Consider the following 13,176-nt stretch of genomic DNA (forward strand, 5'->3'; position numbering starts at 1 on the left):
CCATGCTGAGTGCGCGGATGGCGTTGGCAAGCTCTTTACGAGAGGACATGTTTTACTCCAGTGTGATTACAGTTCGGCGGCCAGCATGTCTTCCAGCTTCTGCTGGTCAACGGCGAACAGGCGGATACCTTCGGCCAGTTTTTCAACCGCCATGGCGTCCTGATTGTGCTGCCAACGGAACTCAGCCTCGGCCAGCGGAGCTGGTTGATGGAAACCTTCGGCGGATGGCGTCAATTTACGCTCGACCGGTTGCTCGCTTTGCTTGAGTTGTTCCAGCAGGTTTGGTGCGATGGTCAGGCGATCGCAACCGGCCAGGGCCAGAATTTGCTCTACCTTGCGGAAGCTGGCCCCCATGATCACCGTCTGATAACGGTGCTGTTTGTAGTATTCATAAATGTTGCGCACTGATTTCACGCCAGGATCCTGCTCGGCGTCGTAGTCAGCCGCAGGCTGTTTAGCCTGATACCAGTCATAGATACGGCCAACGAAAGGTGAAATCAGGAACACGCCGGCTTCGGCACAGGCGCGGGCCTGGGCGAAAGAGAACAGCAGCGTCAGGTTGGTATTGATGCCTTCATTTTCCAGCTCCTCAGCGGCTTTGATGCCTTCCCAGGTAGCAGCCAGCTTGATCAGAATACGTGACTTATCAATGCCCTGTTGCTGATACAGCGCGATCAGTTTGCGCGCCTTGGCTACGCACATACCGCGGTCGAAGGACAGGCGGGCATCCACTTCGGTGGAAATGCGACCCGGTACGCTTTTCAGGATTTCGACGCCGATGTTGACCGCCAGTTTGTCGCAGGCATTAATCAATTGGGTTTCTTTGCTGCCGCCTTGCTGGCGGGCATAGCTCAGGGCTTCGAGGATCAGTGGCTTATACTGAGGCAGTGCAGCGGCCTTCAGGATCAGTGAAGGGTTGGTGGTGGCGTCTTGCGGTTCGAACTGGCGGATCGATTCGATATCGCCGCTGTCGGCTACAACCGTGGTTAGCTGCTTGAGTGCATCGAGTTGATTCATTTATAAGCTCCTTGACCAAACGTCAATGTAGGGAAATGAGAACGTTTTCCATCGTAGGTTGCACACACTGCATCAGAAGCCTGCCGATTAAAATGCGCTTTTTCTGATTGTTGCAATGGATAAGAACGATGGATCCCCTCCAAAGCCAGGCAGACTGCGGCTTTGTGGCCGTTGTAGGGGGGTAAGAATGCGGGGCCTTGATGAGAAAAACCAGGTTTATAGAGACGACGGACAATAAAAAAGGGTTCAGCCCCGGCTGAACCCTGCGGTATTCCCCCTCCTTATTATTTAGTCAAATTAACGTCAATTGCCTGATAGAAGGCATTGGCCGTATCTGCCACATCCCACACGGCGAGGATCACGTGCGAACCACTACGATCTGCCGGTATGTTGCAGTGGTGGGTGACCTGCGCTGCCGGGATCGCACCATGGTCATCCTGTTGGCAGAACGGCGTCAGGTCAAACGACGCACGGGTCAGCGGCTGCGAGGCATCCCAGTTCGGCTTGGTAATGAAATAACGCCAGCTGGTGGTGCTATGGCGAGCAGTGAGCGTCCAGGTGAAGGAGTTGGCACCGGCGTGCAGGTTGATTTTGTTCCAGCGGGTCGGGGTTTGCTGATCCAGCTCGAAGAAGGTGGATTTGTCGGCGCTGGCGATATGCCCATCTGCCGGACCGGCCTGTGGGAAGCCTTTCAACCCTTCAACGCTTTGCGGTTCGTATTGCACGCTGCCGCACTGAGTATTGAGTTGCAGCTTGCATTGGTAGGAACGGCTGGCCGGGGTTTCGACATAGCCATGGGCGGCAGCCTGTTGCGAGACGCCGAACAGTGCAGCGCTCAGCAGACCAAGGGACATGAGGGTACGGGAAGTATTGTTCATAAGTCACTCCTGACTGAAGTTGTATTGTAAATCGGGTTTATTTCACCGGTGAAATGAGAGGTTATTAACGAAATTAAAAACATCACTCTTGGCGGCTTGTTTTATTTTTACTCTTAGTCTCGGTCGTCAGGATGGAATGTTTTATAGGCTATTAACTAAAATTATTATGATGATTGTCTTTCTTTTTTGGGTTGAATTTATTTAAACGCTGCTGTCTAAAAAACGGCGCCATGATGAATTTTATTTAAAGGATTGATGAATAGTCTTTCAGATGGCGCTCTCCGATATGGAGTATATTGCTTGTGGTTTTACTTACTCTTGTGTGACTTGAACGACTTTTACGCGCCAACCACTTGGGAATTTAGTGTCAATTTTTTCTTATTTTATTTCAAAGAGGAATTTGTATGACTAGATTATCCCTGGATGCGATTAAAATAATCAGCACCATAAAAAATACCGGCTCTTTCTCAATGGCGGCGGAGGCATTACATAAAACACCCTCGGCGATATCCTATCGGGTCTCCAATATTGAAAGTAAACTCTGCGTGAAACTTTTTCATCGTAATGGCCCGATGATTACCCTGACAGATGAAGGGGAATTCCTGCTGCAGGAAGGCGGCTGGATTTTAAATGCGGTGCAGGATCTGGAGAACAGGGTGAGAAACATCCCAAAATTCGATAATAATATTCGCATCGTTGTCGATAATTTCTTTCCACTGGAAACTATCACCCAGGATATCCGCGACTATATCCAACACAGCCCGAATGCCAACATTGCGGTACAGCGTGAAGCGCTGAATGGCACCTGGGATGCTCTGAAGAACAACCGGGCGGATTTGATTATCGCCATTGGCCAGATCCCGGACAGCGTGCAGGCCAAGACGCTGATGCTCGGCAAGCTGAATTTTGTGTTGTGCGTTTCACCTTCGCATCCCTTTGCGGCGCAGAAAAAGCCGGTGGACAAAAACCAGCGGCTGAACGATATCGTGGTGGTGATAGCCGACAGCAGCCACGAGTTGCCCAAGCGCAATCACGGTACCATGCCGTTGCAGCGCCAACTGGTGGTGTGCGACGTCGAAAGCAAGCTGGCGCTCCTCAAGCGCGGCATTGGGCATGGCTTTCTGCCACCGGCGCTGATAGAAAAAGAGTTGGCGAGTGGTGAACTGGTGACGGTACCGGTCGATATGCAAAAAGGTGACGAAATGATTTGGCTGGCCTGGCACCCGGCCAGCAAGGGCGCCGGATTTAGCTGGTGGCACGAACGGCTGACGCGCAAGAGCGACGTCTTTAGCCTGATGGGGCGTGAAGTGATACGTGATGGGGGTTACCCTTGGTGTAACAACTGAGGGAATTGACCACGAAGGGATGCGAAAATTAAACCTTTAATGCAGTAAAAACCCCGTTGCCATCGGCCCCGGGGTTTTTTAATGCGCCAACTTGCCGTTATGCCACGCGGCCCACTTTCAGCCAGGCGCTGTCCGAGCCGGGTACGGAAGTGATGAAGCCCCACTTGGTCTGCCAGACGTAGCCAAGATAAGACACCAGCGCTCCCTGGTTATAGGTGGTACCGGCGACATAGGCCGGGGCGCTCATGATTGGCAAATTACCCGGACCAACGCCGGTATAACGCAGGCCGGTGCCCATATCCAGTTGACTGTCATCGTAGTCCGCCGCGTTGAAATAGCGGTCCAGCGACGCCAGCAGATCACCGTTACGGTTATCTTGGCCCAGATGCCAGAACATCACGCCCCCCAGTTGCTGCTGCTTGATGTACTTCGCCTTGTACTTGAAGCTTTCGACGTCGTCATAGGTAACGAAAAGGCCGTTGGCCGCGTGATACAGGTACGGAGTTTTGGTCTTGTCGTTCCACAGGCGCTGATAGCCGTAGTTGCCGAGCAGCATTTGCTCCAGTTGGCGGTAGGAGGCGATACGCGGATCCTTGTCGCGGACACATTCTTCGCAACCCACCAGCCAGTAGTCGGTGCCCGGGAACGGATCTTCCCCCGGTGTGCTGTGGCTGCTGTACTGGCCGCCGTTGCTGCTGCTGACGCCCTTGAACGCACGACCATAAAACGGCACGCCCATGACGATCTTGTTGCTCGGCACACCTTCCAGCATCAGGTGCTGTTGCACCGCTGCATCTACCGTCAGGCTGAAGGGGCTTGGGAAGGCGCGGGTCAGTTCTTCCCAGCTCCAGCCCAGGTTGGCTTCACGTAGCGCGTTATAGAAGGTGGGTCCGGCGCTGTCGCCGAACAGTCCCGCCTGGTGGTTGGTGATTTTCTCCCATGGGCCGGCCAGATCGTAGGTCATCAGGTTGATGTAATCGAGTGAAGCGACGATCTGCGGCAGCTTGCTGTAGTAACGCGACAGGAAGAAAGCACCACCGGCACCGGCAATTGTCAACTGGTAAGGCAGCGCCTGGCGGCCGTCAGCCAGGGTTTGCTGGTTCAGCAGGGTGCGGATCTCCTGCAGCGCGGCGACAAAACCGTCCACTTCACTGCTCTGCGGATATTCCCAGTCAATATCCACGCCGTCAAAACCGTAGTCTTTCATCATGCGGACGCAGGATTGCGCGAATTTGGTCCGCGCTGCGGGGGTTTTCACCGCGTTGACATAGTTGGCATGGGAAACCCCCAAATCGTTGGAGTAATACCAACCGCCGATGGAGAACATGATCCGCAGGCTGGGGTTGTGTGCCTTCAGCGCGGTTAGCCGGCCGACCACGTCACGCGCCTTGGCGTCATTAGTGGCGGGATCCCAGGCGCATTCCAGATTGGCGTTAATGTCGAGGAACGAGAAATTAATGTGGGTCAACTGTTTGGCTTTGGCCGGTGTGATGTTGGACACCGGGAAGGGCACTATTGAAGTATCAGACTCGGTATAGTTATTAATTTGGTTGGTCGGAATGAAATAATAACCAATAACGGCTTTACGTTCGGACATGGTATTTCTCCAAGGTTGCGGTTTTTTGTTATTGAGAGCCATTCTCTCTCCGCTATTAATGTTTATTTTCCTGATAAATAGAAGTCGAAATAAATCACAGTAAAGATGAATTTTTTATCGTTCGGTACGTTATTTTCCAAGGCTTGTTGTGCCATGGCTGAGCATGAATCAATTTGAACTTAGAGGCTGTATTTATTCATTTGCTTTGTTATAGCATCCTTAACTAGATTCTGATGGTACCGATATTCCACCGGCCGTGATTGGCAGTTAATTAAAATAAAATAGGAGTTCAGCTATGTCCAGCTTAGAGCCAGACGCTGTTGGCTTAATTATCGAGCGAGCATGTGAGTATCTTCAGCCGGTGATGAATGCCATTTTGGCGGGCATCATGGCGTTATTGCACGGCGCTTACCGCAACGTAGGTATGCGGCGCCGGCTATTAAATGCCGGCATGTGCGCATTATTGGCCTGGACGGTACGGGATGCATTAGCGCTGACCGGACTGGAATTAAAGTGGGCGAATCTTGCCAGTGTACTGATTGGCTTTCTTGGGGCCGATTATATCAGCGCATTAATTAAAAAAATCATAGGAAAAAAAACGGGGCTTAAAAATGATAAATGAAATTGAAGATATTCGGTTTACCGCACGCAGTGAGGCGAATTTGGTGGGGGTTCATCCGGATCTGGTGCGGGTGATACGGCTGGCGTTGCAGTACTCGCTGGTGCCGTTTTCCATCACCGAAGGGCTGCGTACCATGGCGCGTCAACGCGATCTGGTTCGGGCTGGTCAAAGCCAGACGCTGAAAAGTCGCCATTTAACCGGCCACGCGGTGGACGTGGTGGCGATGCCGGCGGGCGTGGTGTCGTGGGAATGGGACTATTACGCGCAAATCGCGGTGGCGGTGCGCCGTGCGGCACGCGAATGCGCGGTTAACGTTGAGTGGGGGGGGGAATGGAAAACGCTGAAGGACGGGCCACACTTCCAACTTTCCTTCAGGGATTACCCGGCATGAGCGCCTGGATAAGCCGGTTGGCGCAGGGGGGATTGCTGCTGCTGCTGTTGGCAGCCATCTGCCTGGCCGCTTATAGCTCGCTGTTGTCGCATCGGCTGGATCTGGTGCGACAGCAGGCAAGCGAACAGCAAAAGACCCTGGCGCAGCAGGCGGGGTTGATTGCTACGTTGCAAACCCAGGATGCACAGAACCGGGTGCTGATGGCGGCCCAACAGCAGCAGGAACAGCTGTTGCGCCAGCAAAGCGACGTTTACCAGAGGAAATACCGTGATGCGATTAAAAATGATGCCTGTGCTGGGCAGCCTATGCCTGATGCTGTTATTGAGCTCCTGCGCCCAACCCTCGCAGACGACAGCGCCGGTGGTGCTGTTGCCCCCTGAATCGGTGTTTACTCCGTGCAAGCAGCCGCAGCTGCTGGGTAACACCTGGGGCGATGCGCTGAGTTATACGCTGGCACTACAAACCTCGTTACAAATTTGCGCAGGCCGGGTGGCGACGCTCAATGCCTGGCGTGCCCAACTGCCGTCGCACTGACGGCAGTGTTTTTCTTTTCCGTCCTGTGGTACTTCTTTTTTTACTTTTAAAAAACTATTTCGATCAAGGTTATGGCCCGGTTCAAAGTTTGTGACGTTTCTCTCACTATACTGGTCTAGCCTTACCTCAACATAAAAGCAAAAAACATAGGAACCTACAATGGACGAACAGCTCAAACAGAGTGCGCTTGATTTTCACCAATATCCGGTCCCAGGGAAGATCCAGGTATCTCCAACCAAACCGCTGGCCACCCAACGCGATCTGGCGCTGGCCTATTCGCCGGGTGTTGCAGCCCCTTGTCTGGAAATTGCTGCCGACCCGCTGGCGGCCTATAAATATACTGCGCGTGGCAACCTGGTGGCGGTCATTTCCAACGGCACGGCAGTGCTGGGACTGGGCAATATCGGTGCCTTGGCCGGTAAGCCGGTAATGGAAGGGAAAGGCGTGCTGTTCAAGAAGTTTTCCGGTATCGACGTTTTCGATATCGAAGTCGATGAGCTAAACCCTGACAAGCTGATCGACATCATCGCCGCGCTGGAGCCCACCTTTGGCGGCATCAATCTGGAAGACATCAAAGCGCCGGAGTGTTTCTACATCGAGCAGAAACTGCGTGAGCGTATGAAGATCCCGGTATTCCATGATGATCAGCACGGTACCGCCATTATTACCACCGCTGCAGTGCTGAACGGCCTGCGGGTAGTGAAAAAGAATATTTCCGACGTGCGACTGGTGGTTTCCGGTGCCGGCGCGGCGTCAATTGCCTGTTTGAACCTGTTGGTGGCGCTGGGGCTGCGTCAGCAGAACATTACCGTCTGCGACTCCAAAGGGGTGATCTTCAAAGGTCGCGATGCCAACATGGAACAAACCAAGGCGGCCTACGCCATTGAAGACAACGGCCAGCGTACTCTGGGGGATGCTATCCCGGATGCCGATATCTTCCTCGGCTGTTCCGGTCCGGGCGTGTTGACCCAGGATATGGTGAAAACCATGGCCAGGGATCCCTTGATCATGGCGCTGGCCAACCCGGAACCGGAGATCTTGCCGCCGCTGGCGAAAGCCGTGCGCCCGGACGCCATTATCTGTACCGGCCGTTCCGACTACCCGAACCAGGTGAACAACGTCTTGTGCTTCCCGTTCATCTTCCGCGGCGCGCTCGACGTGGGCGCCACTACCATCAACGAAGAGATGAAGCTGGCCTGCGTGCATGCGATTGCCGATCTGGCACTGGCGGAACAGAGCGACGTGGTGGCTTCGGCCTATGGTGACCAGGACCTGTCATTTGGTCCTGAATACATCATCCCAAAACCTTTCGATCCGCGCCTGATTGTTAAAATCGCTCCGGCGGTTGCCAAAGCGGCGATGGACTCGGGCGTGGCGACACGTCCAATCGAAGACTTTGACGCCTATGTCGAAAAACTGTCCGAGTTTGTCTACAAAACCAACCTGTTCATGAAACCTATCTTCTCCCAGGCGAAAAAAGAGATGAAGCGCGTGGTGATGGCGGAAGGGGAAGAGGAAAGAGTACTGCATGCAACTCAGGAACTGGTGTCGCAGGGGCTGGCCTATCCCATTCTGGTCGGTCGTCCGAGCGTGATTGAAATGCGGCTGAAAAAACTCGGCCTGCAACTGACACCGGGTAAAGACTTTGAAGTGGTGAACAACGAGTCCGATCCACGCTTTAACGAATACTGGGGCGAGTATTACCAGATCATGAAGCGTCGTGGCGTATCGCAGGAACAGGCTCGTCGTGCGGTGATTGGTAACCCAACGCTGATTGCGGCGATCATGCTGCATCGCGGCGAGGCGGATGCGATGATCTGCGGCACCATCGGCAGCTATCACGAGCATTACGACGTGGTCGAGAAAGTGTTTGGCTTCCGCGAAGGAGCACACGTCGCCGGGGCGATGAATGCGCTGCTGCTGCCAAGCGGCAACACCTTTATTGCCGACACCTATGTCAATGACGATCCAACCCCTGAGCAACTAGCAGAAATCACCCTGATGGCGGCGGAAACCGTGCGCCGTTTCGGGATTGAACCTAAGGTGGCGCTGCTGTCTCATTCCAGCTTTGGCTCTTCCGATAACCCGGCGGCCTGCAAGATGCGCAAAACGCTGGAACTGGTGAACAAGATGGCACCGGAACTGGTGATTGACGGTGAGATGCACGGTGATGCCGCGCTGGTGGAAAGCATCCGTAATGATCTGATGCCGGACAGCCCGCTGAAAGGGGCGGCCAACGTGCTGATCATGCCAAATATGGAAGCGGCGCGGATCAGCTACAACCTGTTGCGCGTATCTTCTTCCGAAGGCGTTACCGTGGGGCCGGTGCTGATGGGGGTATCGAAACCGGTACATATCCTGACGCCAATCGCTTCGGTACGCCGCATCGTCAACATGGTGGCGCTGGCTGTGGTAGAGGCGCAAACCACACCGCTATAAGCCTTGAGTGACAACCAGCCTCCTGCGTTTCGGCGCAGGAGGCTTTTTTATGCCTTGCAGCGTGCGGCGATCTGGCGGATATCCTGCGGTGTCGTGCGGCAACAGCCGCCAATCAGCCTGGCGCCGATGCGTTGCCATTCGCCAATTTGATCAATCAGGCTGCCGTATGCACCCCCACAGGTATGCCAGGTTTTACTTACCGCGTCGTAGTGCTCACCCGAGTTTGGATAGACCAGCAGCGGCTTGTCAGTCAGTGCGACAAACTGTTGCAGTGCCGGGGCCACATTTTCCAGCGCAATGCAGTTAATGCCTATCGCCAGCACCTGTGGATTGGCGTGCAGCAGAGCCATGACCTCGGTCAGCGGCGTCCCATCGCTGAGGTGTTGACTGTCGCGCAAGGTGAAAGCGAACCAGGCACCCAAGGTGGGGAACTCTTCCAACAACGTCAGCAACGCCTGCAGTTCACTGAAGGATGGCAGAGTTTCACAGGCCAGTAAATCCACCCCAGCTTCAGCCAACGCCTGGATACGCGGGCGGTGGAAGGCGATCATCTCCTCTTGCGGCAGTGAGTAATCACCGCGATATTCAGACCCGTCGGCCAGATAAGCACCATACGGCCCTACCGAACCGGCAACCAATAAGGGGGAAGCCTGCGGGTGCTGCGCCAGATAGTCGCGGCGTGCCTGCTGCGCCAGTTGCACGCTTTTGGCAATCAACGCCAGTGACTGCGCTTGATCCAGCCCCCGGCGTAAAAAGCCTTGTGGCGTGGCCTGATAGCTGGCGGTGATGGCGCACTGCGCCCCGGCGTTGAAATAGTCGAGGTGTACCTGATAAATCAGCTCAGGGTTTTCAATCAGCACTTTTGCCGACCACAGCGGGTCGCCCAAATCACAGCCGCGGGCTTCCAGTTCGGTAGCCAACGCACCGTCTAAAATCAGCGTAGGGTGGGCACCCAAGAGTGTGGCGACAGGATTGTTAACCGACATGATTCTCTCCCAGAGACGTTTTTTGCCCGGCACGGCGGGTCAGATAATAGGTGATGTAACACAGGGCGACAAAGGGCAACCCGCAGTAAAGCGCAATGCGCTGCTCCGGATCGAACGCCAGCCCGACACAGGCCAGCAGGCACAGGGTGAAACCGACGATCGGTGTTAACGGGTAACCCGGCGCGCGGTATTTCAGACCGGAAATGGGTTGGCCGCTGCGGACATAATGACGGCGGAAAGCGAAGTGCGAGGCACAGATGCTCAACCAGACCACCACCACCGCAAAGCCGGAAATCGCTGACAGCGCCACGAACACCGTGTCCGGGGCGATCACGCTGGTCAGCAATGCCAGTACGCCGCCGAGCATGCTGAAGGTCAGTGCGTTAATCGGGATGCCGCGTTTATTCACGCGGGAGAAATAGGCTGGCAGGGTGCGCTGGTTGGCCAGCGACCACAGCATGCGCCCCGAAGCGTACAGGCCCGAGTTGGCAGCCGACAAAATGGCGGTCAGGATCACGAAATTAAAGATATCGGCGGCATAGGGCACCCCGATACGTTCAAACACCAATACAAACGGGCTTTTGACAATCCCGGCCTGATCCATTGGGATCAACGCGGCCAGAATAAATACCGTACCGATAAAGAACAGCATCAGGCGGATCACTGTGGTACGTATCGCCCAGGGCACCACCTTTTCCGGGTTCTCGGTTTCACCGGCGGCAATGCCGATAAGCTCAGTGCCGGAGAACGCGAAATTCACTGCCACCATGGTCATCAGGATTGGCAGTGTGCCGTTCGGCAGCCAGCCGGAAGCAGTCAGGTTATGCAGGAAGGGCGCTGGCGTGCCGTCTTTCATCGGCAGCAGGCCGAACATGGCCGCACCGCCGAGGATGATAAACGCCAGAATGGTGACGACCTTGATCAGTGAGAACCAGAATTCGCTCTCGGCAAAGAAGCGGGTCGTGACCACGTTAAGCAGGAAAATCGCCGCGCAGAATATCAAACACCACAGCCACACCGGTGATTGCGGGAACCAATACTGCATGCAGAAACCGGCGGCGGTCAGGCTGGAGCCCAGTGCTACCGTCCAGGTCAGCCAGTACAGCCAGGCGACGGTGTAACCGGTGGCCGGGCCAAGATAGCGCGATGCATAGACGTGGAAGGCGCCGGTTTCCGGCATCGCCACCGACAGTTCACCCAGGCACAACATCACCAGATAGACCACCAATGCGCCGATCAGATAGGCCAGCAGGGTGCCAAGAGCACCGGTAGTGGAAATGATATAGCCGGTGTTGAAGAACAGCCCGGTACCAATCACGCCGCCCAACGACAGCATCACCAGATGTCGGGCCTTCATGGTGCGTTTGAACTGCCCATCGGCAGGAACGGCTGAGTGCATAATATTCTATCCGTGTAGACGTCTAAACAGCTAAATGGCTATCGGTTATACCCGCAATACTTCACGAAATCAATGTGTGAGCGGAAACCATAAAGCAAAAACCGTTATCAGCGTCTCAGGAAAGGGGGGTTATATATGCAAATGATAATTATTATCTATAATGTCGCCACTTTTATTACAAGGGCAGCATGATGAGATTTTTGATTTTATTGGCCGCGCTGGCACTGGGTGCCTGCAGTCAGGCCCCGGTTTCCTCGCCGAAAAATAGCCTTGATAATCTGGGGGAGATTACCGACTTGCGCAGTGGCGAAAGTTTGTCACCAGAGCAATTGCTGAGCCGATTGGCCGCTCAGCCACGGGTTATCGTCGGGGAAAAACATGACAACCCGTACCACCACCGGATAGAACTGTGGCTGGTGGAAAACTTACCGCAACAGCGGCCGCAGGGCAGCGTACTGATGGAGATGATTAACCCGAGTCAACAGGCCAAGGTGAGTCAGGTGAAGCAGTGGCTACAGGGTAATCCGGCGGTGCGTGACAGTCGGGTGGCGGAGTTGATTGACTGGCAACCCGGCTGGAAATGGTCGCTGTATGGCGATTTGACGATGGCGGCGATGCGCGCGCCGTACCCACTCTGGGCGGCCAACCTTGATCGTGATGAAATCATAGCGTTTTATCAGCAGCCGGTTTTTCCAGATGGCCAACTGTCGGTGCGCCCAGCGGTGCAGAAGGCGCTGGAGGAAACGATTCGCACGTCGCACGGTGGGAAAATTGAACCTCAACAGCTGCACGCCATGCTGGCGATCCAACAGCAACGCGATCGGCGTATGGCTGAACGTCTGCTGGCCGCGCCGATGCCGACGCTACTGATTGCCGGCGGCTATCATGCTTCAAAATCGGTGGGGGTGCCGTTGCACGTGCAGGATCTGCAGCCGACCGCCTTGCCGGCGGTGTTGATGCTGGTTGAGCCCGGTGTACAGGTCGATAAGCAGGTAGCGGATTACCTGTGGGTTACCCCAGCGGTTAAATGATTAGGTTAATAGGGTGAAAAGAACTGTTAATACAAATTATAAATGATTATCATTAGCAAATGAGATCTAAAATCATTCGTAATTAAGTAATCTAATATCCCTATGTTAAGTCAGTCTTTATCTTATCCGGTCGCCTCAATGCCACAGCCGCGCTGGGCGCGCGGATTTTTATGTGCCCTAGCGGCACATCTGGCGCTGGTGCTGCTGTTTTATTGGCCGTCCACATCGTTGCCGCCGATGCAGTTACCACCACCGGCGGTGATGATGAGTTGGGCGGCGCAGATTGAAGCACCGGAAAGCCCCAAGCCGCTGCCGTTGGGCGTGCAACAGGCCGAGTCTGCTGCGGCGCAACCTGCCGAACAGCAGGATCAACCTGATTTGCCTAAGCTGGCGCGGGCCGAAAAGACCAAGATTAGCGTGGCTGAGAAAAAGCGGACCGAACACCGACCCCCGCAAAAAGCCCAGCCAAAACCGGAACAGCAGGTGAAAGAGGTTAAGCGTGCCGCTGCCTCTAGCGCTGCTGCACCGAAAGCCTTGAACATCGCCCGGCAGACGGCCGCACCGCTGAACAGCGATTCCGCAAGCAACGAACAGGTCAAGCTATCATGGGAAAGCAGGGTCAAGGGAATGCTAAACCGCATCAAACGCTATCCGCCGGACGCCCAGCGCCGCCGCCGCAGTGGCATGCCGCAGGTGTCTTTTTCTGTGGATGCACAGGGGCGGGTTTTCGATCTGACCTTGCATGCCCCGTCGGGCACTGCCTCGCTGGATCGTGAGGCGTTGGCCGTGGTCATGCGGGCGCAGCCATTGCCGCCACCGCCGGTCGAAATGTTGCGGCAGGGCAAGGTACAGGTGAGGATGCCCATCGATTTCAATCTGGCGGCACTGAACGCAGGCCAATAATTTATTCTATGAGCAGCGGCTTTTTATTTACCT

13 protein-coding genes are annotated in these 13,176 nt (G+C 54.9%); 8 read left to right on the forward strand and 5 right to left on the reverse strand.

What is annotated here, in order from left to right:
• Positions 1-66: 66 nt before the first annotated feature.
• Both tal and ACUTSU_RS08450 read right to left on the reverse strand, forming a co-directional pair.
• Entirely contained in the window at positions 67-1,017 is a 951-nt protein-coding gene (gene tal, locus ACUTSU_RS08445) for a transaldolase (protein ID WP_445652473.1), read from the reverse strand.
• A 284-nt stretch (positions 1,018-1,301) separates the two neighbouring features.
• Positions 1,302-1,895 (reverse strand): lytic polysaccharide monooxygenase, encoded by a 594-nt coding sequence (locus tag ACUTSU_RS08450; RefSeq protein ID WP_445652472.1) that lies wholly within the window; start codon positions 1,893-1,895, stop codon positions 1,302-1,304.
• Between the two features lie 404 nt (positions 1,896-2,299).
• Here ACUTSU_RS08450 and ACUTSU_RS08455 point away from each other — a divergent pair, with 404 nt between their 5' ends.
• Positions 2,300-3,241, forward strand: a complete 942-nt coding sequence (locus ACUTSU_RS08455) for a LysR family transcriptional regulator (protein WP_445652471.1) — start codon at positions 2,300-2,302, stop codon at positions 3,239-3,241.
• A 97-nt stretch (positions 3,242-3,338) separates the two neighbouring features.
• Here ACUTSU_RS08455 and ACUTSU_RS08460 read toward each other — a convergent pair whose 3' ends face one another.
• Positions 3,339-4,838, reverse strand: a complete 1,500-nt coding sequence (locus ACUTSU_RS08460; RefSeq protein ID WP_445652470.1) for a glycosyl hydrolase family 18 protein — start codon at positions 4,836-4,838, stop codon at positions 3,339-3,341.
• A 295-nt stretch (positions 4,839-5,133) separates the two neighbouring features.
• Here ACUTSU_RS08460 and ACUTSU_RS08465 point away from each other — a divergent pair, with 295 nt between their 5' ends.
• From ACUTSU_RS08465 to maeB, 5 genes are all read left to right on the forward strand, one after another.
• On the forward strand, positions 5,134-5,460 hold the full coding sequence (locus tag ACUTSU_RS08465; protein ID WP_445652469.1) for a phage holin, lambda family: 327 nt from the start codon (positions 5,134-5,136) through the stop codon (positions 5,458-5,460).
• A complete protein-coding gene (locus ACUTSU_RS08470) occupies positions 5,450-5,851 on the forward strand; it encodes a M15 family metallopeptidase (RefSeq protein ID WP_445652468.1) in 402 nt (133 codons plus the stop codon). Before ACUTSU_RS08465 ends, ACUTSU_RS08470 begins: the two co-directional genes overlap by 11 nt.
• Positions 5,848-6,231, forward strand: a complete 384-nt coding sequence (locus tag ACUTSU_RS08475; protein ID WP_445652467.1) for a hypothetical protein — start codon at positions 5,848-5,850, stop codon at positions 6,229-6,231. The genes ACUTSU_RS08470 and ACUTSU_RS08475 overlap by 4 nt, the downstream gene beginning before the upstream one ends.
• A complete protein-coding gene (lysC, locus tag ACUTSU_RS08480) occupies positions 6,221-6,385 on the forward strand; it encodes an Rz1-like lysis system protein LysC (RefSeq protein ID WP_445654021.1) in 165 nt (54 codons plus the stop codon). The genes ACUTSU_RS08475 and lysC overlap by 11 nt, the downstream gene beginning before the upstream one ends.
• Positions 6,386-6,544: 159 nt before the next feature.
• On the forward strand, positions 6,545-8,824 hold the full coding sequence (gene maeB / locus ACUTSU_RS08485) for an NADP-dependent oxaloacetate-decarboxylating malate dehydrogenase (protein ID WP_445652466.1): 2,280 nt from the start codon (positions 6,545-6,547) through the stop codon (positions 8,822-8,824).
• Positions 8,825-8,871: 47 nt separating this feature from the next.
• Here the strand turns inward: maeB and mmuM are convergent, their stop codons facing one another.
• Complete coding sequence (gene mmuM, locus ACUTSU_RS08490; RefSeq protein WP_445652465.1) at positions 8,872-9,810, reverse strand: homocysteine S-methyltransferase; 939 nt, start codon at positions 9,808-9,810, stop codon at positions 8,872-8,874.
• Positions 9,800-11,209 carry an S-methylmethionine permease gene (mmuP, locus tag ACUTSU_RS08495; protein ID WP_445652464.1) on the reverse strand — a complete coding sequence of 470 codons (1,410 nt, stop codon included), beginning with the start codon at positions 11,207-11,209 and terminating at the stop codon, positions 9,800-9,802. Before mmuP ends, mmuM begins: the two co-directional genes overlap by 11 nt.
• 191 nt (positions 11,210-11,400) lie before the next feature.
• On the opposite strand from mmuP, the gene ACUTSU_RS08500 reads away from it, so the two are divergent.
• Complete coding sequence (locus ACUTSU_RS08500) at positions 11,401-12,240, forward strand: ChaN family lipoprotein (RefSeq protein ID WP_445654097.1); 840 nt, start codon at positions 11,401-11,403, stop codon at positions 12,238-12,240.
• 138 nt (positions 12,241-12,378) lie between these two features.
• The gene (locus ACUTSU_RS08505; protein WP_445654022.1) at positions 12,379-13,143 is read left to right on the forward strand and encodes a TonB family protein; all 765 of its coding nucleotides are present in this window, start codon (positions 12,379-12,381) and stop codon (positions 13,141-13,143) included.
• Positions 13,144-13,176: the final 33 nt, after the last annotated feature.

It is taken from the genome of Serratia sp. NA_13, from assembly GCF_052691735.1.